This is a genomic window from Phormidium tenue FACHB-1052 (genome assembly GCF_014696675.1).
Classification (GTDB): domain Bacteria; phylum Cyanobacteriota; class Cyanobacteriia; order Phormidesmidales; family Phormidesmidaceae; genus Nodosilinea; species Nodosilinea tenuis_A.
Genome location: NZ_JACJQN010000005.1, coordinates 53022 through 78194, shown reverse-complemented (window position 1 = coordinate 78194; position 25173 = coordinate 53022). Strand labels below are relative to the sequence as shown.

Annotated in this window: 24 protein-coding genes; 13 read left to right on the top strand and 11 right to left on the bottom strand. The window is 58.9% G+C overall.

Translation table 11 applies throughout. The annotated features are described in order from the left end of the window. Positions 1–26 precede the first annotated feature (26 nt). Both H6G07_RS08995 and H6G07_RS08990 read left to right on the top strand, forming a co-directional pair. Positions 27–737: a GDSL-type esterase/lipase family protein gene (locus H6G07_RS08995; protein WP_073610494.1), complete on the top strand. Its 711-nt coding sequence runs from the start codon at positions 27–29 to the stop codon at positions 735–737. Positions 738–766: 29 nt separating this feature from the next. Further along, positions 767–2188, top strand: coding sequence for a DUF2252 domain-containing protein (locus H6G07_RS08990; protein ID WP_084173521.1), 1422 nt, complete (start codon positions 767–769; stop codon positions 2186–2188). Between the two features lie 4 nt (positions 2189–2192). Here H6G07_RS08990 and H6G07_RS08985 read toward each other — a convergent pair whose 3' ends face one another. Further along, entirely contained in the window at positions 2193–2699 is a 507-nt protein-coding gene (locus H6G07_RS08985; RefSeq protein ID WP_084173523.1) for a RidA family protein, read from the bottom strand. 224 nt (positions 2700–2923) lie between these two features. On the opposite strand from H6G07_RS08985, the gene H6G07_RS08980 reads away from it, so the two are divergent. From H6G07_RS08980 to H6G07_RS08960, 5 genes are all read left to right on the top strand, one after another. Continuing rightward, positions 2924–3904, top strand: coding sequence for a carbohydrate ABC transporter permease (locus H6G07_RS08980; RefSeq protein WP_073610495.1), 981 nt, complete (start codon positions 2924–2926; stop codon positions 3902–3904). 68 nt (positions 3905–3972) lie between these two features. Further along, positions 3973–4821 carry a carbohydrate ABC transporter permease gene (locus tag H6G07_RS08975; RefSeq protein WP_073610496.1) on the top strand — a complete coding sequence of 283 codons (849 nt, stop codon included), beginning with the start codon at positions 3973–3975 and terminating at the stop codon, positions 4819–4821. A gap of 110 nt (positions 4822–4931) precedes the next feature. Beyond that, the gene (locus H6G07_RS08970; RefSeq protein WP_073610497.1) at positions 4932–6035 is read left to right on the top strand and encodes an ABC transporter ATP-binding protein; all 1104 of its coding nucleotides are present in this window, start codon (positions 4932–4934) and stop codon (positions 6033–6035) included. Between the two features lie 121 nt (positions 6036–6156). Continuing rightward, positions 6157–7776: a sensor domain-containing diguanylate cyclase gene (locus H6G07_RS08965; RefSeq protein ID WP_084173525.1), complete on the top strand. Its 1620-nt coding sequence runs from the start codon at positions 6157–6159 to the stop codon at positions 7774–7776. 83 nt (positions 7777–7859) lie between these two features. Next, positions 7860–9155 carry an ABC transporter substrate-binding protein gene (locus H6G07_RS08960; RefSeq protein ID WP_073610499.1) on the top strand — a complete coding sequence of 432 codons (1296 nt, stop codon included), beginning with the start codon at positions 7860–7862 and terminating at the stop codon, positions 9153–9155. Positions 9156–9354: 199 nt separating this feature from the next. Here H6G07_RS08960 and H6G07_RS08955 read toward each other — a convergent pair whose 3' ends face one another. Beyond that, the gene (locus H6G07_RS08955; RefSeq protein ID WP_073610500.1) at positions 9355–9777 is read right to left on the bottom strand and encodes an acyl-CoA thioesterase; all 423 of its coding nucleotides are present in this window, start codon (positions 9775–9777) and stop codon (positions 9355–9357) included. Between the two features lie 108 nt (positions 9778–9885). On the opposite strand from H6G07_RS08955, the gene H6G07_RS08950 reads away from it, so the two are divergent. Next, positions 9886–10500, top strand: a complete 615-nt coding sequence (locus H6G07_RS08950; RefSeq protein ID WP_073610556.1) for a TetR/AcrR family transcriptional regulator — start codon at positions 9886–9888, stop codon at positions 10498–10500. Positions 10501–10553: 53 nt separating this feature from the next. Here H6G07_RS08950 and map read toward each other — a convergent pair whose 3' ends face one another. The 3 genes from map to H6G07_RS08935 form a co-directional block, all read right to left on the bottom strand. Beyond that, the gene (gene map, locus H6G07_RS08945; RefSeq protein WP_073610501.1) at positions 10554–11360 is read right to left on the bottom strand and encodes a type I methionyl aminopeptidase; all 807 of its coding nucleotides are present in this window, start codon (positions 11358–11360) and stop codon (positions 10554–10556) included. Between the two features lie 258 nt (positions 11361–11618). Next, the gene (locus tag H6G07_RS08940; RefSeq protein WP_073610502.1) at positions 11619–12740 is read right to left on the bottom strand and encodes an aldo/keto reductase; all 1122 of its coding nucleotides are present in this window, start codon (positions 12738–12740) and stop codon (positions 11619–11621) included. Between the two features lie 115 nt (positions 12741–12855). Beyond that, complete coding sequence (locus H6G07_RS08935) at positions 12856–13380, bottom strand: bifunctional nuclease family protein (protein WP_073610503.1); 525 nt, start codon at positions 13378–13380, stop codon at positions 12856–12858. Between the two features lie 305 nt (positions 13381–13685). On the opposite strand from H6G07_RS08935, the gene ribE reads away from it, so the two are divergent. After that, complete coding sequence (ribE, locus tag H6G07_RS08930; RefSeq protein WP_073610504.1) at positions 13686–14345, top strand: riboflavin synthase; 660 nt, start codon at positions 13686–13688, stop codon at positions 14343–14345. Positions 14346–14354: 9 nt separating this feature from the next. Here ribE and H6G07_RS08925 read toward each other — a convergent pair whose 3' ends face one another. Further along, positions 14355–15755 (bottom strand): phospholipid carrier-dependent glycosyltransferase, encoded by a 1401-nt coding sequence (locus H6G07_RS08925; protein WP_139297152.1) that lies wholly within the window; start codon positions 15753–15755, stop codon positions 14355–14357. 11 nt (positions 15756–15766) lie between these two features. Further along, the gene (locus tag H6G07_RS08920; RefSeq protein ID WP_073610506.1) at positions 15767–16429 is read right to left on the bottom strand and encodes a glutathione S-transferase family protein; all 663 of its coding nucleotides are present in this window, start codon (positions 16427–16429) and stop codon (positions 15767–15769) included. An 82-nt stretch (positions 16430–16511) separates the two neighbouring features. On the opposite strand from H6G07_RS08920, the gene hisC reads away from it, so the two are divergent. From hisC to coaE, 3 genes are read left to right on the top strand one after another with little or no spacing between them, the layout of a single operon-like run. Further along, positions 16512–17570 carry a histidinol-phosphate transaminase gene (gene hisC, locus H6G07_RS08915; RefSeq protein ID WP_073610507.1) on the top strand — a complete coding sequence of 353 codons (1059 nt, stop codon included), beginning with the start codon at positions 16512–16514 and terminating at the stop codon, positions 17568–17570. Positions 17571–17576: 6 nt separating this feature from the next. Further along, positions 17577–19154: a uroporphyrinogen-III C-methyltransferase gene (gene cobA, locus H6G07_RS08910; protein ID WP_073610508.1), complete on the top strand. Its 1578-nt coding sequence runs from the start codon at positions 17577–17579 to the stop codon at positions 19152–19154. Continuing rightward, positions 19130–19723 (top strand): dephospho-CoA kinase, encoded by a 594-nt coding sequence (gene coaE / locus H6G07_RS08905; protein WP_073610509.1) that lies wholly within the window; start codon positions 19130–19132, stop codon positions 19721–19723. Before cobA ends, coaE begins: the two co-directional genes overlap by 25 nt. Here the strand turns inward: coaE and H6G07_RS08900 are convergent. The 3 genes from H6G07_RS08900 to H6G07_RS08890 all read right to left on the bottom strand — a co-directional run bounded on the left by H6G07_RS08900 (position 19682) and on the right by H6G07_RS08890 (position 23360). Further along, complete coding sequence (locus H6G07_RS08900) at positions 19682–21757, bottom strand: DNA methyltransferase (RefSeq protein WP_073610510.1); 2076 nt, start codon at positions 21755–21757, stop codon at positions 19682–19684. The genes coaE and H6G07_RS08900 overlap by 42 nt on opposite strands. A 5-nt stretch (positions 21758–21762) precedes the next feature. Beyond that, positions 21763–22212, bottom strand: coding sequence for an SRPBCC family protein (locus tag H6G07_RS08895; protein WP_073610511.1), 450 nt, complete (start codon positions 22210–22212; stop codon positions 21763–21765). Between the two features lie 203 nt (positions 22213–22415). Beyond that, positions 22416–23360: a class I SAM-dependent methyltransferase gene (locus tag H6G07_RS08890; protein WP_073610512.1), complete on the bottom strand. Its 945-nt coding sequence runs from the start codon at positions 23358–23360 to the stop codon at positions 22416–22418. Positions 23361–23606: 246 nt separating this feature from the next. Here H6G07_RS08890 and H6G07_RS08885 point away from each other — a divergent pair, with 246 nt between their 5' ends. Further along, a complete protein-coding gene (locus H6G07_RS08885; RefSeq protein WP_073610513.1) occupies positions 23607–24266 on the top strand; it encodes a hypothetical protein in 660 nt (219 codons plus the stop codon). Positions 24267–24457: 191 nt separating this feature from the next. On the opposite strand, the gene H6G07_RS08880 is transcribed toward H6G07_RS08885, so the two are convergent. Continuing rightward, positions 24458–25132: an HAD family hydrolase gene (locus H6G07_RS08880; RefSeq protein ID WP_073610514.1), complete on the bottom strand. Its 675-nt coding sequence runs from the start codon at positions 25130–25132 to the stop codon at positions 24458–24460. Positions 25133–25173 lie beyond the last annotated feature (41 nt).

The following is a 25173-nucleotide window of genomic DNA, read 5'->3' as shown; positions in this document are numbered from 1 at the left end:
GGCCCATTCCCTACGTTAATTACTCTATGCTGGCCTCCCATCCCGCCCCTACTCCAGGAATCATTCTCAAACAGCCCCATCCCCAAAAGGTGCTAGTGCTGGGCGATAGTCTGGTGTATGGTTTTGGCGACCCAGAGGGGGGTGGTTGGGTTGAGCGCCTGCGCCGCTTGACCATGGCCCCAGGCCGTGAGGGGGCAGTTTTTTACAATCTCGGGGTGCGGGGGGATGGGGTCAGCCAGGTGAAACAGCGCCTTGAGCATGAGTTTCGCAACCGGGGTGAGCTGCGTAACCGGGTGCCCGATCTGCTGGTGCTGTCGGTGGGCCTCAACGACTCGGCGCGGGTGGGCAACATCCTAGGCCGCAACCGCACCGACCTTGACGAGTTTCAGGAGCACATCGAATCTCTCCTGAACCAGGCGCGGCGGCTGTGCCCGGTGCTGTTTGTGGGCATGACGCCGGTCAACGAGCAGGCCATGCCTTTCTCAGAGGTGCTGTATTACACCCACAGCGACCAGTGGCGCTACCGCGAAGTCACCCGTCTAGCCTGCACCAGCCACAATATTCCCTATTTGGATGTGCTCAACCTGTGGATGGGCCGGGGTGAAGCCTGGTGGCAACCGCTAATTTCTGTGGATGGCCTGCACCCTAATGTGGGCGGCTACCGGGCGCTGCTGCAAGATATTCTCACCTGGGATGCCTTTCAAACCGCTGTCGATGTACCTATTGGTCAAGCTTAGCTACGCTGCCGTCTCTGGTCTGGATTGCTATGGTTGCTGCTGACAAACCGGCCTCTAGTCTAGTCACTGATATCGACATGCCTCAGTCGGTGGCCGATCGCATCGCGGCGGGCAAGGTTTTGCGGCAGCAGGTAAAGCGCTCTGACCTGGGCGAGTATCATCCCCTGGCCAATCGCCCTGACCCGGTAGACTTGCTCCAGGCCGAGGCGACAACGCGCGTGCAATCCCTGGTGCCGCTGCGCTATGGGCGCATGCTGGCATCGCCCTTTGCCTTTTTGCGGGGCTCGGCGGCGGTGATGATGGCCGACATTGCCCCCGCGCCCACCACCGGCATTGAAGTGCAGGCCTGTGGTGACATGCATGTGTCTAACTTTGGCGTGTTTGCCTCGGCTGAGCGCAACCTGGTCTTTGCCATCAACGACTTTGACGAAACCTACCCCGGCCCCTGGGAGTGGGATCTGAAGCGCTTGGTGGCCAGCATTGTGGTGGCGGGGCGGTATCTGGGGGGCGATCGCCCCCTTTGCCAAAACTCGGTGCGAGCGGCGATCGCATCCTACCGTCAGCACTTGGCCATCTACGCTGACCTGCCTTACCTTGAGCTGTGGTACGACAACATTACCGATGCCGAGCTGCTCGACAAACTGCCCGACAGCGCTGAGAAGTATGCCCAGCGAGTTTTAGATAAGGCGCGCGATCGCAACCACCTGCAAGTGCTCGACGAAATGACCAACCTAGTGGACGATCGCCACCACATTATTGAGTCACCGCCGCTGGTGGTGCGGGCCGAGACGTTAAGCGATGGCCCCACGGTAGTATCTGCGGTGGAGACGCTGCTGCAAGACTATTTGCAGTCTCTGAGCGGCGATCGCCGCTTTTTGCTGTCGCGCTACCGGCTGTTGGATGTGGCCCGTAAGGTCGTGGGAGTGGGCAGTGTGGGCACCCGTTGCTGGGTGCTTTATTTAGAGGGCAAGGACGCCAGCGATCCACTGTTCTTGCAGGTCAAAGAAGCCCAGCCCTCAGCGCTGGCCTCCTACTCTTCGGCGCGATGTGCCCATCGATTGCCCGACGACCACCAGGGGCGTCGGGTGGTGATTGGGCAGAAGTTGATTCAGGGGTCTCCCGATATTTTTTTGGGCTGGGGTAGCCACAACGACACCCACTACTACATTCGCCAACTGCGCGACATGAAAGGCGGCTTTAAGCTCGAACCCGACAAGTTTCAGGTGTCGAGGCTGCCCGACTACTGCACTCTCTGCGGCTGGGCGTTGGCTCTGGCCCACGCTAAGTCGGGCGATGCCGCCATGCTAGCGGGCTACATCGGCAAAGGTGATGCGTTAGCCGATGCCCTAGTTTCCTTTGCTGAAGCCTACGCCGACCAAACTGAGCGCGACTACGATCGCCTGGTAACCGCCGCCAAACAGGAGCGCATTCCCGTTGCCTACGACGATTAGAAGTCTAGTCAAGACAGCCTTCGTCCAGATTTGATCCGGTAGTCGGCGGCAGGCCAGATCGTTGAATCGGGCGGCCCAAAATCATCCTCTGGGGTTGACTGACCGGTGGTGGCTGGGATGGGGCTGCTTCGCACAGGGCCTCGACCTCGATTTCGACCAGCATGTCGGGGTTCATCAGGGCCGGAATTTCGACGGTGGTGTTGGCCGGCGGATGGTCGGCAAACAGCTCGTAGTGGGCTTGGGCGACCTCTTTCCAACGGCCCATGTCGGTGATGTAGATGCGGGTGCGCACCACGTCGCTGAGGTCGGCATCCAGTTCTGCTAAGGCCTGCTGGATGATCTCAAAGCAGCGCTTGGTTTGAGCATAGGCATCACCGGGGGCAAAGGTACCCCCCTGGCCATCGCTGGGGGCGGTGCCGGAGACAAAAATCTGCTGGCCCACCCGCAGCGCCCGGCAATAGCCGACTTGCTCTTCCCACGGGGTGCCCGAAAATGCTCGCTGCCGCGCCATTGCCCTGCCTAAGGTAAATCAGCCCCAGCATAGCGTTATTCCCGAGTGGTATCGGGCATTTCAACCCAATGGCGCACTGGAGCATTTCTAGGATTCCTGCCCCTAAACATCAAGAGCGCTGAAGGTAGTGCAGAATGGGGCATTGGTACTGCGGCTACGAACTGGAAGCGGCTGAGCCTAGGGCAAGGTAACGTTAAGACTGGCTGACAGCTAACCGCAAATCTATGGTCGTTTTCTCAAAGATAGGGATGGCGGTGCTGGCCATTGTGGTCGGTAGCGGTGGGGTAATCGCTCTGTTTTATGGAGCAAACGCCTTAGTGGAGCGTTTTGCATCGGGGCGGCTCAAAAGTCGCCTTCTGCCCTGGATTTATCTGGCCCCGGCGCTGTTGCTGCTGGCGGCCTACCTGGTGATCCCGACCACGTTAACGGTTTACGTTAGTTTGCTGGATGCGCGATCGCAGTCCTTTGTCGGTTTCAGTAACTACATCGCGCTCTTTGCTGACCCAGGTATGGGCGAGGCCTTTCGCAACAACATTTTCTGGCTGGTGGGGGTAACGGGGGTCAGTGTCAGCCTAGGGCTACTGATCGCGGTGCTGGCCGACCGAGTGCGCTACGAGCCACTGGCCAAAACGCTGATCTTTCTGCCCATGGCGATCTCCTTCGTTGGGGCCAGCGTAATTTGGAAATTTATCTACGCCTTTCGCCCGGCGGGGACGGCCCAGATTGGCTTGCTCAACGGAGTGATCACCAGTCTGGGCTTTGAGCCAGTGGGCTGGCTGGTGGAGCGATCGCTCAATAACTTTGCCCTGATCGCCATTATGATTTGGCTGCAAACGGGCTTTTGTATGGTGCTGCTCTCGGCGGCGGTGAAAGGCATTCCCCAGGAGATGATCGAAGCCGCCCGCATCGATGGGGCCAATGAGGTACAGATTTTTTGGCGCATTGTTGTGCCCATGATTCGCTCCACCATTCTGGTAGTCTCAACCACCACCGTGCTGCTGGTGCTCAAAGTGTTCGACATTGTCTACGTGATGACGGCGGGCAACCTGGGCACCGAGGTGATCGCCAGCCGCATGTTTAAGGAGATGTTTAGCTTTCGCCACTACGGTCGGGGCAGTGCGATCGCCGTCATGCTGCTGCTCGCCGTCATCCCCATCATGGTCGTCAACATCCGCGAATTCCGCCACCAGGAACCTAGCCGTTAATCCCCATTCCCAAAACCCAAAATCGCCCATCCAAAACTTGCAGCCTCACTCCCCCACCCCCCCACCCCATGCCCCCCTGGCTCACCCGCACCCCCATCCACCTCGCCCTCGTCACCCTCTCCTTCCTGTGGACCCTCCCCAGCCTGGGCCTGCTGATCAGCTCCATCCGCCCCCCAGCTGACGTACTCGCCACCGGCTGGTGGACGGTATTTCAGCACCCGTTCGAGTTTACGCAGTACAGCCTGGAGAACTACCGCGCGGTGTTGGGCGCGGCGGGCATGGGGCAGGCGTTGCTGAACAGCTTTACCGTTGCGATTCCGGCGACGGTGATGCCGATCGCGATCGCCGCCTTTGCCGCCTACGCCCTGGCCTGGATGGAGTTTTCCGGTCGCCAGTGGCTGTTTTTGGCGATCGTGGCGCTGCTGGTGGTGCCCTTGCAGATGACGTTTATTCCGCTGCTGCGAACCTATGGTGATTTGGGCCTGACGGGCACCTTTGCTGGAGTGTGGCTGGCCCACACGGGCTACAGTTTGCCCCTAGGCATTTACCTGCTGTGCAATTACATTCGGGCACTGCCGAGGGATTTGATCGAAGCGGCGGCGGTGGATGGGGCGACACACCTGAAAATTTTTACGCGGGTCGTGGTGCCGCTGTCGATGCCTGCGATCGCCTCCTTTGCCGTCTTCCAATTTCTCTGGGTGTGGAATGATCTGCTGGTGGCGCTGGTGTTTTTGGGCGGTACCCCCACCGTCGCGCCTCTGACCATTACTCTGACAAACCTGGTCGGGTCGCGGGGCCAAGACTGGCACCTGCTCACCGCCGGGGCGTTTGTCACCATGACCGTGCCGCTGCTGGTGTTTTTTGCCCTTCAGCGGTACTTTGTGCGAGGGCTGTTAGCGGGGTCGGTGAAGGGGTAGAGGCATGTTTAAGTTTTGAGTTCTTAGTTTTGGGCTCTCCGGTCAATTCAAAGTTCAAAATTCAAAATTAAGAACTCACCCTAACTGTTTTGTTACCTACGGCAACCCCTATGGCCTCGGTCACCTTCAAGTCTGTTACCAAGCGCTACGGCGAGTTCGTTGCCCTGCGCGATTTAGACATTGAGATTGGCGATCGCGAGTTTCTGGTCTTTGTTGGCCCGTCAGGCTGCGGCAAAACGACTACTCTGCGGCTGCTGGCGGGGCTAGACGACGTGACTACGGGGGATATCTACATCGGCGATCGCCGGGTGAATGAGCTGGCGAGCCGCGATCGCAACATTGCCATGGTGTTTCAGTCCTACGCGCTGTACCCTCACATGACGGTGTACGACAACATGGCCTTTAGCCTAGAGCTTCAGGGTTTGGGCAGGGGCGACATTCAGCAGCGAGTGCAGCGGGCGGCCCAGCAGATGGGGCTAGAATCTTTGCTCCACCGCAAGCCCAGGGAACTCTCGGGGGGGCAGCGGCAGCGGGTGGCGGTGTGTCGGGCGATCGTTCGCAACCCGGCGGTGTTTTTGATGGATGAACCCCTCTCCAATCTAGATGCCCAACTGCGTGTGCAGGCCCGCACCGAGATCAGCCGCCTGCACCGTGAGCTGGAGAGCACGTTCGTCTATGTCACCCACGACCAGGTCGAGGCTATGACCATGGGCACCCGGATTGCCATCTTGAACCAGGGTGTTTTGCAACAGATCGACACCCCCCAGGCAGTCTACAGCCAGCCTAAAAACAAGTTCGTGGCTGGGTTTATTGGCAGCCCCGCAATGAATTTCTTTGATGGAGTGCTGGTCGAAATGGCGGAGCAGCTTTGGTTCAGATCCGATGCTCTAAGCTTGCCTCTACCGCCGACAACCTCGGCTCAGTACCAGCGCTACGTCGGTCAGCGGGTGATCTGCGGCCTGCGCCCCGAAGACATTCACGATCGCCGCTACCTGCCCCCCGGCATGGTCACCGCTCCCCTCAAGGGCACCGTTACCCACACCGAAAGCATGGGCCATGAGGTGATTGTCTACCTCACGTTAGGCAACGTGCAGAACTGCACCGCTAGGGTCGATCGCCGATCGACTCTGACCCTAGGTGACAGGGTTGAACTCGCCGTAAACACCGCTGTTTTACATCTGTTCGATCCCCACACTGAGGAGGCAATAAGTTAACCCTTTGGGTGGGTCACGTTTAGGCGTGGCTTTTGTTACCTTAGCTAAGAACAACGCTGAGCGGGGAATAATTCGACTCTGGCACTTGTTCTGCTCACTTCACCACCAGAGGGTTTTCTCTATGGCAAAGGTGCCTAGAGGTAAACGGCAGTCTCCCCGCTTTTGGAACGAGATTACTCCAGAGTCATCGGAGTTGCACCTCTCCCCGACGGCATGGCGGCACGAGGAGACCGTGAATAGGCAGATTCAAGTCTATGCTCAGCTGCATCTGTTGCAGCAGATAGTAGATTCGATGCCCGCTTGCGTTTCCTACGTAGACAAAAATCTCTGCTATCAATACGTCAATGTCACGTATCAGGAGTGGTTTGGCATCAAGCCAGAGGATCTCTATGGTCGCTCTCTAGAGACAGTGATTGGCACGGCGGCTTACGAAAAGGCTAAGCCCAATATCGACCGAGTTTTGTCGGGCGAAAAGGTGGTCTACGAAGCAACCCTCCACTATGCCCTGGCGGGGACGCGCTACGTGCAGGCCACCCTGGTGCCTGACTACGACACTGAGGGGGCAGTGAAAGGCTATTTTGCGCTGGTGCAAGACCTGAGCGATCGCAAGGAGGCAGAACTCGCCCTCCAGCGCAAGGCCGAGCAAGATCACACGCTCTGGCAAATTACCCAGCGCGTTCGCCAAACCCTTGATCTGCAAGACATTTTAGCCACCGCCACGGATGAGGTGCAGCGGCATCTGCACGTCGATCGCACCCTGATTTTTCAGTTCACCTCAGGTCATGGCGGCGAGGTGATTCAGGTTACGACTCAAGCCGATTGCCCCATGGCCATCGCCACCCACCAGTGGCACGATCCAGGGCTACGGTCAACCTGCTATCAACACTACAGTCAGGGCACCGTGAGCACTGTCACCAACCTAGACTGCCAAGATGCCGATCTCTGCCTCAGTCCCTGGATGCGGGCGATCGCAGCTAAGTCGGCCATCATTGCCCCGGTGCTACAGTCGCGCGGTGAAGAAGAAAGCCATCTCTGGGGGTTTTTAATCGCTCAGACGTGCCGCGACCATCGCCAGTGGAGTGCAGGAGAAGTCGAGCTGCTGGGGCAGGTGGCCGATCAGTTGGCGATCGCCGTGCAGCAGGCCAGCCTATTGGCGACATTGCAGTGCCAAGCTGAACGGCTGGCCGACACCAACCACGCCCTAGCGCGGGCTAATCAACGCCTCAACGAACTGAACCGCCAAGACGCCCTCACTAAAATCGCCAACCGCCGCCATTTTGATGTCGTTCTCCGGCAGGAATGGAAGCGCCTGAGCCGCAGCCAATCACCCCTCTCACTGATCATGTTTGACGTAGACCATTTCAAACAATTCAACGATCGCCACGGGCACCCGGCTGGAGATGTCTGCCTGACCACCGTTGCCCAAACCAGCCAGCAGGTGGTCAATCGCCCCACCGACCTAGTCGCCCGCTACGGGGGTGAAGAGTTTGCTGTCGTCTTGCCCCATACCGACCTGGCGGGGGCGCTCGCCATTGCCGAAACCCTGCGCCGCAGCATCGGCAACCTCAACATCGTGAATTTTGAAACGGCAACCGAGACGGTCTATGTCACCGTCAGCGTCGGGGTAGCTTGTCAGATTCCCACCGCCAACCTGTCGCCCCAGCGTCTGATCAACATCGCCGACCGGGCGCTTTACCAAGCCAAGCAGACCGGACGCAACCGCGTAGTCTGTGGGGAATAAGGATTCTTTTCGCAGGGCTGGCACAGTAGCGTAACCTGACCTAAGGTTAAGGCCATACACGCCAACTGAGTCAGGCCACCACCATGAAAAAACTTCCCCAGTTCGTCGGGCTTACGCTCATCTTCAGCGTTGTCGTGGTTGGCTGTAGGCCGCAGTCAAACGCTCCCCAAACTACAGAAGTTCAATCCGGCGATACCATCACCATTCTGGGCACCCTGACCGGCGTGGGCGAAGACAAGATGCGGGCCGCCATGGCCCCCTTTACCGCCGCCACCGGGATTGAAATCGTCTATGAGGGCAGCGACGCCTTTACTACCCTGGTGCCAGTGCGGGTCGATTCGGGCAACCCGCCGGATATAGCCCTGTTCCCCCAGCCGGGGCTGATGATGGATTTTGCTGAGGCTGGTCAGATGGTGCCCCTCACCGACTTTATCGATCGCACCACCCTGACCGACGCCTACGACGAGTACCTGCTAAATCTGGTCAGTGTAGCGGACGATGTCTACGGTCTCTGGATGCGGGCCGATGTGAAAAGTCTGGTGTGGTACAACCCGGAGGCCTTTGAGGCCAAGGGCTACACCGTGCCCACCACCTGGGCCGAGCTGGAAGCGCTGAGCGATCGCATGATTGCTGACGGCAGCAAACCCTGGTGCATGGGCATGGAAAGCGGCCAGGCCACCGGCTGGGTGGGTACCGACTGGGTCGAAGATATTCTGCTGCGCCAGGCGGGGCCAGAGGTCTACGACCAGTGGGTGAGCCACGAGATTCCCTTTGCCGACCCTCAGGTAAAGGCGGCGTTTGAAGGCTTTGGGGCGATCGCCCTCAACCCCGACGCGGTGCTGGGCGGCACCACCGGCATTCTCAGCACCCCCTTTGGAGAAGCTCCGCTGCCCCTATTTGCTAACCCGCCGGGCTGCTACCTGCACCACCAGGCCAGCTTTATTGTCGAATTTTTGCCCGAAACCATCGAACCCGGCGTCAATCTCAGCGTGTTTCCGCTGCCGCCGATCGATCCCGCCCAGGGCGATGCGGTGATTATGGGCGGCATTGTTTTTGGCGTATTTAATGACACACCAGCGGTGCGGGCCCTGATGGCCTACCTAGCCACCCCCGAACCTCACACGATCTGGGCCGGGTTGGGCAGCTACATCTCACCGCATCAGCAGGTGAGCCTCGATGCCTACCCCGACGACCTCACCCGCAAGCAGGCCGAGATTTTGCAAAATGCCGATGTGCTACGCTTCGACGGTGCTGATCTGATGCCGGGGGCGATCGGCACGGGCGCATTTTGGTCAGGCATTGTTGACTACGTCGATGGCCAAGATTTAGATACTGTGCTCAGCGACATCGACGCTGCCTGGCCTTCGGAGTCTGAGTAGGGGCACAGGCTGTAGACCTTTCCTAGACGATGCTCTATGACCTGGGAATCCTGCTGACTTACTCAACCTTTATGCACCCGGTCGAGTAGGCGCGATCGCTGGCACCGTCAACAAGCTGCTTGAAAAAAACATCGTGGATATGTCAGGCCGCGCAAGCGCAGTTTTCCGTGGCTAAATGGAGCAATTCAATCCACAAAAATTAGGCTTCAGCGGCGACGTTTAGATAGGACGAGAAAGAGGCTTTCACGTCAGCGGCGAGGCGCATGGGGCGCATGGTTTTAGCATCGACAAATAGACCCTTTTGTACGCCCTCAGCAGCTAGCACCTGGTTGCTATTGTAAAACCGAAACTGCATGACCGCTGAGACATGGCGTAGCTCAGACAGCCACATCTGGGCCTGGACGCGATCGCCCAAATACAGCGGCAACTTATAAGCAATATTGGTTTCAACTAAAATTGGCGCAATCCCCTGTTTGAGCACTTCGTGAATTGGCATGCCAATGGCCTCTAGCAGCTTGAGGCGACCAATTTCCATCCAGTGAATATAGACAGAGTTATTCACGTGACCAGCGAAGTCAATTTGATAGGTATAAACCTCAAGATCAAACAGAAGTTTTTGCATAGTCTGCTCTCAGTCAGAGGATGATCGATTTAAGTCACCGCCCAGTGACACGGTATCATGGTCACTGGGTGGTGACAAGCCAGCAAGAGGCCACTGAGAGAGGACATGATGGTGCGCGACAAAGAAGAAACCAAGGCCCGCATTTTGGCCGCCGTCGGCAGACTCTTGGCTGAATCTGGCTTTAAGAGCTTGGGGGTGAATGCGATCGCTCGCGAGGCCGGAGTCGATAAAGTCTTGATTTACCGCTATTTCGAGGGGCTACCGCGCTTGCTCCAGTGTTTTGCCCAGGAACGTGACTACTGGCCAACGGTGGACGAATTGGTTGGCGATGCGTCTGCGGTCAATGCTGAAACCCTAGCCGACTGGATGGCCTATCTGCTGTCACGATTTTCAGACAATTTGCAAGAGCGCCCCATGACCCAAGAAATTCTGCGGTGGGAATTGCTAGAAGGCAATGAATTAACCCGTGAACTGGCCAATGTACGCGACAAATTTGCCCTAGACAGCCTAAATTTTCTTGAGGTCAAAGGCTCGTTTCCCCCAGACAAAGATATTCCAGCAATTAGCGCTGTTTTGGTGGCGGGAGTAGTCTATTTGATGTTGCGAACCAAGTCTAGCAGCACGTTTATGGGTATCGACTTTAGCTCACCCGCCGGTTGGCAGCGCATTCAAGCTGCCCTTGACTCAATTGTTCAACTTACGGTTGAAGGCAATACAAAATAACCGATGGCTAGATGGGTCATCGGTTATTTTCAGAGTTGTAGGGGCTGCGATCGCTAGGCCAGCACCTTAGCAGGGGAAAGCGTCAGCACCTCTACCCCGTCTTTGGTCACCACAACGGTGTGCTCAAACTGGGCCGAGAGGGAGCGATCGACGGTAATGGCTGTCCAGCCGTCAACGAGCACTTCAGCCTCGTAGCTGCCAATATTAATCATCGGCTCGATGGTGAAGACCATGCCGGGGCGCAGCTTTTTACCCTTGCCCTGTTCGCCGTAGTGGGGAATTTGCGGTGCGGCGTGGAAAATGCGGTGGACACCGTGACCCACAAAGTCGCGTACCACCGAGAAACCTTCGCCCTCGGCATATTCTTGAATGGCAGCGCCAATGTCGCCTACCCGCGCACCGGGCTTGACGGCACGAATGCCGCGCCACATAGCTTCTTCGGTGACTTCGACTAGGCGACGAACCAGGGGGGCAGGCTCCCCTACAAAGAAGGTGCGGCTGGTGTCGCCGTGGTAGCCGTCAAGAATGGGGGTGACATCGATATTAATGATGTCGCCGTCGCGCAGCACATCTTCGCCGTTGGGAATGCCGTGGCAAATGACTTCGTTGATGCTGGTACAGATCGAGCGGGGGAAGGGCATTACCGTACCGGCGTAACCTAAAGGAGCGCTTTTAGCGCCGTGCTTTTGGGTCCAAGCTTCGGCCAGATCGTTGAGCTCTTGGGTGCTGACGCCGGGCTTAACGTAGGGCGTCAGGTAGTCGAGCAGCTTGGCCGCGAGCTGGCAGGCTTTGCGCATTTTCTCTAGCTCGCGGCTAGACAGAAGAGTGATGACTTCGGAGGGTTGCTTTTGTTCTTCCACGGTATTTTTGGCTCTGGGTGAATGGCTGGGGGTGAATGCCCTGGCTATAGGGTAGGCATTTTCTCGGCGGTAGGAACATTGAGGGTCTAAACTGACCGCTCCCTCCCAGCAATAATTCCCTGGGTGATGATGCCAAAAATGCCACTCCGTTAGTATAGCAACCGACGCTCTACTGCCTGTGGTTTGCTCAGGCCTTGTGCCTCTTAATCCAGGCCATTTTTTGCCCAGAGGCTATAGCGGTCAATGGCTGCACTATATCTAGTCGCCCCAGAGGCGGCGGCGGGTAGGGCCTTGCAGGCGATCGTGAGCGTCGCGCAGCAGGGTGGGAATATCCAGGTTTTCGGGGCAGCGGGGCAAGCAGTCGCCGCAGTCGGTGCAGCGATTGGCTTTGCGGCCAGGGAACCAGTGGCCTGCGTTCTCAAACATGCGGTAGCGGTAGGTGCTAAAGGGCTGCATGTCGTAGGCCACCGCCAGATTTCTGAGCCGCAGCACTTCTGGAATATTGATGGCTTCGGGGCAGGGCAGGCAGTCGTAGCACTGGGCACAGCGATCGCTCCCCAAAGCAGTAAATTCCTGCGCCGAAAGCCGTTCCAGGGCGGCAAGTTCTGCGGCGGTGAGGGGCTGGGTGCGATCGCCCACGCTTTCTAGCACGGCGAGTTCGGCGGGAATAGCGGGGCCAGTGCTGAGGGTGGTGATGCGCGGGTCGGCCAGCAGCCAGCGATAGGTCAACTCCAGCGGGGTAAACGGCGCGCAGAGTTCTTCAAGCCGGGTGGGCGGGGTGTAGAGCATGCCGCCCTTGTCGCCGGGAGAAATGATAAAGATGCCCATGTCTCGCTCGGTCGCCAGGTCGAGGATAGGGGCGTGGCGCTGGAAGAAATAGTAGTAGTGCAGGTTGACAAAATCGAACTGGTCGGTGGCGATCGCCCCCGCGATCACCTCCCGACTGCCGTGGGTCGAAAACCCCACGTGGCCAATCTTGCCCTCAGCCTGGAATTGCCGCACCGCCGCCATGCAGCCCTGGGGATCGCTCACCCAGGCCAGGTGCTCGGGGGTGTTGAGGCCGTGGATGGCGAGGCAGTGAATGTGGCCCAGCCGCTCTAGGGATTCCTCAAGGCGCTGGGCCATGGTGGCGGCATCGGGCTGAGGCGTAATTTTGGTGGTGATGACGAGGTTGTCTGGCACCGCTGCCGTTTTGAGAAAAGTTCCCAGCCAGCGCTCGCTGGTGCCGTAGCCCTGGGCAGTTTCGATATGGTTGATGCCCAGGGCCAGCCCGGCGGTCAGCGTGTCGCGGAAGACCTCCTCAGAACTGAGGGCGCGCATGGTGCCGAGGGACAGCACTGAGAGGAATAAATTGGTGCGGCCAAAGCGGCGGTAGTGCATGGGAAAGAAACGATCCCTCAATTAAGTTCTGAATTTTGAATTTTGAGTTCTGGAGTCAATTCAAAACTCAAAACTAAGACCTCAAAACTCACGCCTGCTCAAGGAGATCAGGGCCTTAGGAGTCAGAACTTTCCAGCGTGTCGTTGCTAGTGGAAGACTTGCCCCGGTGGGTGAAGTCGGAGGGGTTGATATTGGCCAAAAAGGCCTGAAACGCTTTCTTCTCGGCCTCATCGGCGTCGGTATCGACGGGGATGGAGGCCTCGGCGACGACTTCTTCCATCACCCAGATGGGGGCGTCGAGGCGCAGGGCGATCGCGATCGCGTCGCTGGGGCGAGAGTCTAGCTCACGGCGAATTTCGCCCTTGGAGAGCGTGAGCAGGGCAAAGTAGGTGTTGTCTTGCAGGGAGTGGATGACGACGCGCTCTAGGGTCATATCCCACTCGTCGAGCAGGTTGACAAACAGGTCGTGGGTGAGGGGACGGGGGGCAGGCTGGTTTTCGAGCACCGCGATGATGGAGTTGGCCTGCTCTTTGCTGATGTAGATGGGTACCTGGCGGCGATCGGTGGTGTCCCTGAGCAAAATTACCGGAGTTCGCGACATCGCATCTAGGGCAATCCCGGCGACTCTCATTTCAATCATTGGCTTGGCCTCTTAAATCCGTTGACTGGCGTGCTCTAGCGTTCTTGTCAGCCTGGAAGCGATACCCTTACCAGTGTACCGGGCCAATTGCATACCGGGCTATTAGCGGCAGTTCGACAGGAGCTAAATGGAGCAATCTTAAAGCAGCTATCGGTTTGAGAGTGCTCGTCTAGTCTATCTAAAGCTTAGCTATTGGCTGATTGAATCTGGGATACTCTAAAGAAAAAAATTATTGCTTTAAGTATGCCCCGATCGCGGCCAAGGTCGTCTGCAATTTCCCTAAGATTTTCCCTAAGGTTACGGCCATGTTCACCGGATTAATTCAAGCGACGGGGACGCTCTTTCACAAGGGCGATACCCAAACCTATATACGCTGGGAGACTGCGCCCCTGCCCCACGCGCTCACCGACGTTGAACTGGGCGACAGCGTTGCCGTAGACGGCATTTGCCTGACGGTGGAGACCATTTTGCCCGATGGCTTTGTAGCGGCGGTTTCGCCGGAAACCCTCGATCGCACCTCTCTAGGCAGCCTGCCCGATGGCAGCCGAGTCAACCTGGAGTCGTCGCTGCGGGTGGGCAGCAAGATTGGTGGTCACTTTGTCACCGGCCACATCGACGGACAGGGGCATTTAGAAGCGGCGATCGAAACCGACAACGCCTGGAAGCTCAGTTTTACGGTGGGCGATCGCCGGGTGGCTCGCTACATCGTTCCCAAGGGCAGCATTGCGGTGAATGGCATTAGCCTGACGGTGGCTGACTGTAGCCCCAGCGGCAACTGGTTTGCCGTGGCGGTGATCCCCGTGACCTACCGCGAGACCACGCTGCAACACCTGCGCCCCGGCCAGGCCGTAAACCTAGAGGGCGACGTGCTGGGCAAGTATGTAGAGAAGTTTATGGGGGGCAAAGAGCAGGCCACAACCGGAGGCAGTGTCTCTCTAGAATTTTTGGCGGAACACGGATATTGAGACAACCGGCTAGATCCACCCCGGCAGCAGCCAGCGGCGGTGGAGCGCTTCTAGTGAGAGGGGCAGGCCCAGGTAGAGGGGGAGCCAGAACCAAAAGCTGAGGGCGATCGCCCCCAGCAGCACCAGGGTCAGGGGGCGATCGCGAGGATTCTGCCACCACTGCGCCATCAGCCAGGCCAGCCCCAGGGTGCTCAATGCCGCCATCCCCATGGCGTGGTACAGAAACGTGCAGCGGCTCACCAGCGCCCAGGGCAACCAGTTAGTGAGGTAGTTCAGCAGAATAAACGGCACCACGGCATTGCTTGGCGACCCGACCCAGCGATTTTTACTCGTCAGTTGCCGACTCAGCCAGCCCAGCCCCAGGGCTAGGATCGCCGCTGTCCCCAGCCACCACAGCACTGGGTTGCCCATGGCGTGAATGGTCGTGGCTATAGCCGTTGCGCCTTGGCCAGTCCGTTCGTAAAAGTAGGCTACCGGGCGCACCATCAACGGCCAGCTGTGCCACGGCGAGCAGTAATCGTGGCCCGCCCCCGCTGCGATCGATTGGTGAGCGGCCCAAAGGCGACGGTGAATGCCCCCTAGCGATTCGCCTGTCAGCGCCAGATGGGGCAGCCACAGCAGTAGGTAGGTCGCTAGGGGAATCACGCCCAGGTAGATCACCCTTCTGCACCAGGGGTTGCCCCTCAGCCACCAGCCCCTTATCCCCCAGGGAGAAGGGGAGCCAGAGGGAACTTCAACGTTTATCTCCCCTGGGAAGCGGGATTTAGGGAGAGGGGCTTCCCCGCCGATTGTAAAAACTTCCCACAGCAGCAGACCCAGCCACAGCCCAGCCCAGTTCCACTTCACGTTGACGGCAGCCCCCAGGGCGAGGCCTGCTACCCAGCGCCAGCGCGAGGGATGCTCAGCCTGCCCCGCCCTGACCGAGGCCCACTGCCCCAATAGCCCCAGGGCCAGCCCATAAATATTGATCAATGCTAGGCGCGACTCGACTAGAGTCAGCCCTTCCACTGTCATCAGCAATCCGGTCAGGAGGGCGAAGGTGTGACGGCGCTGGGGCCGGTATCCATAGCTGAGGGCAAAGGCCAGAGCTGCCAACAGTACCGGAACCGTCGCACCCACGATCGCATTCAGCCAGCGAAAGGCAATCGGACTGACCAGAGCACCCTCTACTTCCACCGTGGGCCAACCTAGCCAGGAGGCGGGCCATTGACCAAGCCAAAGGCCCAGGGCGATCAGGTATTTGGCCAGGGGGGGATGAGCATCGAAGCTGGGCGTTCCCTGCAAATAGTCGATCGCGAAGGGGACGTAGTAGACCTCATCGAAGACCAGCCCGTGGATGCGGCCCAGGCCAGTCAGACGCAGGCTGAGGGCGATCGCCCCCAACCCCAGCATCCAACCCCAGAGAGGCACCCGACGAATCACTATTGCCCTTGGGCGGCCATGCGCTCTTTCATGCGATCGCGAAACGCTGCTAGTTCCCGTGCCGTAGGTTGAGTCGTTTGCCAGGCGGGGCGCTCCATCAGGCGGCTAGTCCAGGTTTGCAGGGTGGGGTAGTCGGTCATGGGTAGGCCCAACTGCTCAAACCAGGGGGCAAAGGTGCCCGCCACCACATCGGCTAGGGTGAGCTGTTCGCCGCAGAAAAAGGACTGATCAGCCAGCTTGTCGGCGTAGAACTTGAGCACCACCTCGGCCTTTTGCTTGGCCTGGGCGATCGCATCGTCAGACTCTTGGCCAAAGCCCATCATTTTTTTGATCAGTGGATTGATGGCGGGCACCAGCTCATTCACCGTCACCATTTCGACCATACGCATGGTGGCGACAGCTTCTGGAGTTGTGGCCAGCAGCGACGGTGTGGGGTATTTCGCTTCCAGATAGTCCAGAATGGCGAAGGATTCGATCACGCTAAAGCCGTCATCAACCAGCACGGGGATGTGGTGAAAGGGGTTGAGGCTCAAGAATTCGGGCTGAAGTTGGTCGCCTCCCAGGTTCATCACAATGGCTTCGAAGGGTAAATTCTTCTCTAGAAGCGCCACCCAGACTCGGCGAGAGTTAACCGACAGCGGGGTATGGTAAAAGGTCAACATATCAAACCTTGCCTCGACAGGTTAAATTTCTGTGATCCAGCATTTCACAGGAAGTACTCTGATCCCTACGATTTAGCCGTAAATGAGTTACGTTCGCCCCAACATCGCCGCGATGGCTGGCTACGTGCCCGGAGAACAGCCCCGCCCCGGCACTGACATCATCAAGCTCAACTCCAACGAGAACCCCTACCCGCCGTCGCCCCAGGTGATCGAGGTGCTGCGGCAGGTCGAACCTGAGCTGCTCAGGCGGTATCCTGACCCCTTTGCCCGCAACTTTTGCCAAGCGATCGCCGAAGTTCTGGGCGTACCGGCGGACTGGGTCATTGTTGGCAACGGCAGCGATGACCTGCTGAATCTTTTGGTGCGCGCCTGTGCGGACGATCTAGCCCGACCAATTGTCTACCCCACCCCGACCTACGTGCTCTATCGCACCTTGGCGGCGCTGCAACCTGCCACCGTGGTCGAGGTGCCCTATCCCGACGATTTTCAGTTTCCTTTAAAGGATCTGGTGGCGGCCCAGGGGGCGATTACGTTCATCGCTTCGCCCAACAGCCCCTCGGGCCACGTGGTGGCACTGTCTGACCTGCGAGACTTGGCGCAACAGGCCGCAGGCTTGGTCGTGGTGGATGAAGCCTATGTAGATTTTGCCGAGGGTTCGGCGCTGTCGCTGGTGCAGGAATTTGACAACGTGGTGGTGCTGCGTACCTTATCCAAAGGCTATGGGCTGGCGGGGCTGCGGCTGGGGTTTGGTGTGGCTAATCCGGCGCTGTTGGCTGAGCTATTTAAGGTGAAAGACAGCTATAACGTGGATGCTCTTGCGATCGCCCTAGGCACAGCAGCCATCCGCGATCAGGCCTACAAAAACGCCTGTGTAGCCAAGATCAAAGCCTCACGGGCGGCATTGACCAAAGAATTGCGGCAGCTAGGGTTCACCGTGCTCGATTCCCACGGCAATTTTGTTTTGGCCACGCCGCCCCAGGGCAACGCCGAGCAGCTATATCTGGCCCTAAAAGAGCAGGGCATTTTGGTACGCTACTTCAAACAACCCCGGTTAGACGACAAACTGCGAATTTCGGTGGGCACTGAGGAACAAAACCACGCCCTGATCGCCGCCCTAACCCGGTTAACCCAAGCTGCGTAATGCACCATGACTGAGCCAGGGACTGTCTATATTATTGGGGCCGGGCCGGGGAGTCTCGACTACCTCACCCTCCGGGGGCGTGATCTATTGCAGCGGGCCGAGTGTCTGGTGTACGACGCGCTGGTGGATGAGGGGCTGTTGGGGTTGTTGCCGAGGGGGTGCGATCGCATCAATGTCGGCAAACGCGGCGGACAGCCCAGCCCACCCCAGAGCGAGATCACCCAGCTTTTGGTGAAACTCTCCCTCGAAGGTCGCCAGGTCGTGCGGCTCAAAAGCGGCGACCCCTTTATTTTTGGTCGCACCGCTGCCGAGGTGCAAGCGCTGCACGAGGCAGGCTGCCCGGTGGAAGTGGTGCCCGGTGTTTCCTCCGCTCTGGCAGCACCGCTGCTGGCGGGCATTCCCCTCACCGACCCGGTGTGGAGCCACGGCTTTGGCGTCTTTACCGCCCACGATCTTGATTTGCTCGACTGGCCCACCCTGGCCCGCCTGCGTACCCTAGTGCTGCTGATGGGCAGCCGCCACCTTGAAGAGATTGTTCACCGCTTGCGTCAAAATGGTTGCCGAGGCGATATGCCCGTGGCTATCATCCGCTGGGGTGGTCACCTCCAACAGCAGGTGTGGGAAGGTACTCTGCTCACCATTCACCAGGTGACGCGAGGTGAAACGCTGTCGCCCTGTGTGATGGTGTTTGGGGAAGTTGTACGACTGCGTCGGTACTTGGCTGTATCTGAGCCAACTCAAAATTCAAAGTTCAAAATTCAAAACTCTCCACCCCACCACCCCCTCACCCCCTTACCCCTCACCCAGAAGACCATCCTCATCACCCGCGCCACCGAGCAATCCAGCGCCTTTGCCGACCTGCTCACTGCCCAGGGGGCCACAGTGGTCGATCTCCCCGCTTTGGAGATGCGATCGCCCTCAAGCTGGGCCGGGCTAGATGGGGCGATCGCGGCCCTCCCCACCTTCCATTGGCTAATTCTCTCCTCTGCTAATGCGGTGAATTTCTTCGTCGATCGACTGTTGGATCAGGGGAAGGATCTGCGCGCCTTAAGTGGGCTCAAAATTGCCGTGGTGGGCCGCAAAACAGCGGCGGTGTTGAAAAAACGGGGGCTGGTGCCGGACTTTATCCCGCCCGATTTTGTGGCCGACTCCCTGGTCGATCATTTTCCTGAAGCCGTGGCGGGGCAGCGGCTGCTGTTCCCCCGCGTGGAAAGCGGCGGACGGGAAGTGCTGGTGCAGGAGTTCACTGCCGCCGGGGCTGAGGTGGTAGAAGTGGCCGCCTACGAGTCGGGCTGTCCAGAGGTTCCCGATGCCGGTGCCCTAGCAGCGCTAAAGCAGGGCCGGGTGGATGTGATCACCTTTGCCAGTTCGAAAACCGTCGTGCATACGGCGCAGCTTTTGGAACAGGGCTTGGGCGCGGGCTGGCGCGAGGTGCTAAAAGGGGTGGCGATCGCCTCCATTGGCCCCAAAACCTCAGACAGCTGCCACGAGATTTTGGGCCGGGTGGATATTGAGCCAGCGGAATATACCTTAGACGGGCTAACGGAGGCGATCGCCGCATGGGCCAGCGCATCATCGGGCTAACCGGGGGCATTGCCACCGGCAAATCAACCGTGTCGGATTACCTGGCGCGAGTCCACCACCTGCCCGTGCTAGATGCCGACATCTACGCTCGCCAGGCGGTGGAGCCGGGGGCGGCGGCGTTGGGGGCGATCGCCACCCGCTATGGATCATCCCTGCTGCATGCCGACGGCACCCTGAACCGGGGAAAACTGGGGGAAATCATCTTTAACCAGCCCGCCGAAAAAGCCTGGCTAGAGCAGCAGATTCACCCGGTGGTGCGACGGCACTTCGAGGCAGCAATGGCCAAACTGACCGAGGCTCCTGTCGTCGTGCAAGTCATTCCCCTATTATTTGAGGCCAACCTGGTCGGTCAGGTGAGCGAAATTTGGGTGGTGACCTGTCCATTTGAGCGCCAACGCCAGCGCTTGATGGAACGCAGCGGTTTGACGGCTGAGCAGGCCACCGCCCGCATTCACAGCCAGATGCCCTTGGTAGGCAAGGTGGCGTTAGCCGATGTGGCGCTCGACAACTCCGCCGACTTGCCCACCCTATTCCGCCAGGTGGATGAGGCGTTGCAGCACGCCCGCTAGAGCTGTCGGCGCTAAGGCCGTATCGGGCTTGGCATAGGCGGCGTAGGGGCTGCCTTGAGTCGGCCCCTGGTGTCGCAGCCACAGCGCACAGAGCGTTGTGCGAGAGGGCACATCGGGCCAGAGCTTTTGGTGATTTGACAGGTCGAGCACCGTGGCTAGATCGGTTTGGCGCTGGAGCCAGTGGCGCAGGGGTGCGCTGTTACTCTGTGCCCAAAAGGGGTCGAGCAAAGCCCCGCAGCGACCGCCAGGCCGCAACAATTGCAGGCTGCGTTCCAAAAACAACCGCGACCAGGAGAGTCGGCCCTGGCTCAAGCCCTCAGGCCCGGAGCTGCTGTGGGGATATTGGTCAGAGCGGCGCAGGTAGTTGTTTAGCCAGGTGAACTGACCTCGGTACTCGGCCCAGGCCTGGGTGAGATCGGGGTCAATGGTGAGCACCGGCTGGCGGTTGTGCTGAAAAGTAGAGGGAGCCACGTTCTTTTGCTCAAACAGGGTGGCATAGCGTTCCACAAAGCCGGTCTGGGTCGCCTCTACGGCCCCACGAGGGAAGTGGCTGAGCACAATGTCGAAGCCGCCCTGGTCGCGCAGCTGCTGGTGAAAATAGAACCCCCAATGGAAGGGCTGAGTGGCATCGACATCAGTCTGGCTGAGGGGGCGAGTGGGGCGATCGCCCGTCGGATCGGGCACCCGCAGGCCTAGCTGTTGGCTGCCCTCACTCCACAGCAGGTGGGTGAGCTTGCTCTGGGCAATGGTGTTGAGTTCGTCGAGGCGATCGCGCAAAAAGTCGGTCTGGGCGTAGGCGGGCACGCTGCCCACCTCGGCTAACAGCTGGGTCTGGCTGCGGTAATGCTCCAGCCGCACCTGGCGATCAACTAGCACAGACTGGTAACTGTCGGCGATCAAGGGTTGGAGTAGATTGCCCTGGAGCGGGGCGGCTTGTTCTGGGTCTTTAGCGCCGCGCCGGGGCTGCACCTGGTCAAATCGTTCGTCATCGACGCGTACTAGACCGACCAGAGCGTTGCCGTGAAGTACAGTCAGGGTTAGGTCAGGTAATGCGGTGAGTTCTGCCGGTTGGCTGGTGTGCTGCATGCCCTGGAGCCATAGCTGCAGCCGAGCTAGCTCTACCGCCGGGGGCCACAGATCAAGGCCGTAGAGAACGTGGGTGGTCAGGTGTTGGTAGAGGCCTAGGGTGGGGTTTTGGGGGGATGGTTTGGCCCAGTTGGGCACAGTTTTGGCCGAATCTTGAATGGCGATCGCCCGCAATCCCAGGGCCAACTCCATCAGCTGATTGAGCGCCGCCACCAGAAAGCGCCCTGAACCACAGGCGGGGTCGAGCAGGGTGAGCTGCCCCAGCTCTGCCAACAGCGCTCCGGCTGCGTCAGGGGAAAGCTCCTTTAAAAGCTGTTCAGTGGAGCGATGGCGACGCCCGAGCAGTGCCTCGGCTCGGTCGAGCAGCGTGGCGTGGATAGTGCGATCGCACAGCGCCCTTAGCAGCGGCTCTGGCGTTGCGATCGCGGCTCCGTCATGACCATTGACCGCCTGCTCTAGCAGCACACCCAAGCCCGCATCTAGCCCAGCGGGAACCGCCGCTAGGTCGGCCAGCCAGTGCAGAGCCGGCTCAAAGGCAGCATCGGGCAGGGGAATATGGCCCCAGCGCTGATCTAGCTCGGTAAACCGAAACGGCCCCGTGGGCAAAAAGGGCAGCGGCCCAAACCGCTGTTGCAAAACCGGAGGGCGCTCCTCAGCGGGTAGGGTAAACCCCTGCTGGCAGAGAGGTTGCAGCACTTGGGAAAAGAACCCATCCAGCTCGCGCTTCTGGCTTTGGCCAAACTGGTTGTGCAAATACCACTCGTCACCGCTCAGGTAGCCCCGCTGTTGTAGAGCCGCCACGGCAATCAGACGGGTGAGCAGCAGCGTGGCGTAGGGCAAGCGTTGCTCGCCAGGTAGAGTTTCCAGCACGCTAGTTAGCGCCTGCCAGCTGTGGTGAAAGCCTGCCGCTAGGGCCGGGATGGGGAGCTGCTCTACCGTAAGGCCCATGGTGCCTAGGCCGCGGGGGGCTGTTTGTTCGCCATAGCGTAGTCGCGGAAGCGGTTGAGGTCGTCTTGCAGCGTAGCTTCGACCAATCGACCCAGGAACAACCCATCCATCCACTTGATGACGGCGGGCACCGAATACGACACGGTGAGCTTAACCGTGGACTGGCCGTCCTTGCCGTAAAAGCGAATCGCTCCCCGGTTGGGCAGCCCGTCGATCGCCTCCCACTGAATGATTTGGTGGGTGATCAAGTTGGTGATCTTAGAGCGCCAGGTAAACTCTAGCCCCCGCGAGGCCAGCTTCCATTCTGAAATTTCGGGGTCAGCGTCAGAGATTTTGACGGAGTCAATCCACTTCATCCAGCGGGGCATTTGCTCCAGGTCAGACCACAGATCCCAGGAGGTTTCTACTGGTACATCGACATCGACTAATACGCTGTGATCGAGCCATTCACCCATGGTTTATCCCTGCTGCTACTGAGGCTGTGCGGATGGCGGTCTGGGAACTGGAGTTGCGATCGCCAACCCTGTGCAAAGGCAAGGTGTTCCACGCCAGCACTGAGCCTATTCTACCCGCATTTCTACGGACGCACTTTGTCTGGATTGGTTTTGTCAGCACTACAGAGGTTGCCCCAGCCATAAGCGTTGCGCCCCTTACCCCCTCACCCCTTCCGTGCTACCAAGGTGCGATGGCGGGGGTCACTGGGTACCGTGATGGGTGACTCAAAGCCAGCCTCTACTAAAGCGGCTTCTAAATCGAAGGTGTAATAGTCATCGCTCCAGGGTTCGGTGCTTTTCATCAGCGTAAACAGCACCGGGGGCAGGGCTTGAATTACGGGCGATTTGGGGTTGTTGTCAACAATGGCGATCGCACCACCGGGCCGCAGCACCCGTAGGGCTTCGGCAAAAATCGCCTGGGTGGCGGTGCGGGGCAGCTCGTGGGTGACAAACTGCATAGCTACCACATCAAAAGACGCATCGGCAAAGCCGGTTGCTTCTGCCGCCCCGTGCATCCACTGGGCAATTTCACCGTTGGCATCCTGGGATTGAGCCACCGCCAGCATGTAGGGCGACAGGTCTAGCCCCACGGTGCGCACCGGATTTTTTTGGGCGTAGTGGCGGTGCAGGCTGAGGGTGGAGATGCCCACGGAGCAGCCCACATCTAGAATGTCGTTCACCTCGGCGGTGCCGTGCTGGTCAAGCACATCTAGAAAGCTTTGGCGCAGGCGAGCCTGGGCTTCTTGCCAGGACATGTCTTCCTGGGGCCAAACGCGCAGGGCCATGGCGTAGGTGGCGGGGGCAGCTTCAAAGGCGGCTTGCCAGCAGAGGTTGCCCTCGCTGTAGGCGTGGAAAGGCACCTGATAATAGTCGGGGTAGACCACCGCTGGATTGGTGATCTCGGCCAATCGCTGCCGCATTTCGGGCCGATCAAGGTCAATGCAAGTTTGCCGCCAGGGCACACCATTTTTTTCGGCGGTTTTGATCAACACCTGGCGGGCCTGGCGCTTCATCAGCGCGTAGAGGGCCGGGGTTTGAATGGCGCGGTTGACGAGGCGCGAGAGCAGATCGTCGCCGACCCAATCGGGCTTGAGTTTGGTCGTGGTCATGGACGTGGTAAGGAGGGTTTAGGCTTACTGTACCGGATTGCGAGGAACCAGGGGGAAGACCGCCGAACGGGTCTAGCTGGTCGCTATAAGTGGTCAAGGGCCACTAAAACCTGCCGCAGTAGGGTAATCGGGGTTGACGACCACCACCCTGGCGATCGCGATGGCGGGCTTAACCTTCTGGCTGGTGCGTTGTGCTGGGAGGGCGGTGGCTATAGTTTTACTAAGATCCTGCTTGCAAATTTCCCCATGATCGATGCGCCAACTTCTCCCCGCCGCGTTCCCATTTCACCGAACTTTTTCTGCGATGGCGGGGGCTACCTGCTGACTTCGAGTAGCTTGGGTGGCAGTGGGCTAGATCCAACGGTGCTTTCCCAGACCATTTTAGATAGCACCCCAGCGACGATTGAACCCCTACTCAGGCAGGGGGTTTGCATTCCCCTCGCCTTCGACGGTGACTGTGCGCTAGATCGAAGCACTCTGTTTGTTTTGGGAGATTTGACGGAGCCGGAACAGAGCAGTTGGTTAGGGCGATTTACCTGGAAGTTAGCGATTCCCTGTGGCAAGCTGGTGTTGCTCTGTGGAGGAGGCTATGCCGATGACTTAGTTCACGCCATTTCTGGGCGTCCTGCCGATCAGCATTACGAGGTCTTCCAGGTGATTGAGGTGCCCCCCGCCACCTATCGGGTCGATGTCTACGCCTATGCCACCAGCATGACGGCGCGCATTCACTTCAATGACAATCCCGACAATCAGGACTTTGATGATTTGGATGATGCCTATGATGAGGCGGGCAACCCGACTTTGGTCAGCTACATCATTCAGCTTTCGCCGTTGATGGGGGAACTGCCCTTGCCAGGGCTTGATGAGCAAGGATGGTGCTATCAGTTCCGCCGCACCGGAATTTGAATATCGCTCCGCTTTAGGGCATCGGGCACATAGGGGACAAGGCCGCGCTGTAGGTTCACAAGAGCAGCGCCCCCACCCCGATCACCACAACCCCCACAACTAGCAGACTCTGGCCCAGTTTCATAAAAGACGGCTCGACACAGCTATAGCTTGAGTGTAGCGACCTCCTCGAAGACCTTCCTCGATCGGGGTTAACCCGCTGCGGCTTGCCCCAGGGGAGAACGATCGTAGTGGTGCAGCAAGTCGGCGGGGTCGTCGTAGATGGCGATCGCACCTTCTAATTCCTGATCGCTAAAGCCGCCGCAGCGCACGGCAATCACCTTCACCCCGGCTTTGCCCGCTGCCTCAATGTCGTAGGGGGTGTCAGCCAGCATCACCATGCGATCGGGCGCGAGCTGGGCCTTTTTGACGGCGGCTTCAACAATGTCGGGGGCGGGCTTGGAATTTTCGGCATCGCTGGAGGTGGTGGCTTCGTGCAGCAGATCGTCTACCTCGGCAATCTTGAGCATGACCTCCAGTTCTTCTGGGCTGGCGGAGGTAGCAATCACGACGTGCAGGCCAGCTTCCAGCATTTTTTCGACTAGCGATCGCGCACCATTGGCAGCCTTTATGTGGGGCACATACTCATTCAAGACCAGTGCTTTGCGATCGCTGGCGATTGTCTTGCCGGGTTCTGATGCCTCATTGAGTTCAGGAATCAGCTTGGGCATGAGCTGATCGCCGCCCATGCCCATCAGCGATCGCACCTGGTCGTAGGGCACCTCATAGCCTTGGCTAGCAAAGGACTCAACCCAGGACTGGGCATGGGCATCATTGCTCAAAACCAGCGTGCCATCAATATCTAAAATGACGCCATCGAGTTGCATGCCGACTCCTGCTCCAGCTTAAGTTGTCCCATCTTGACAGG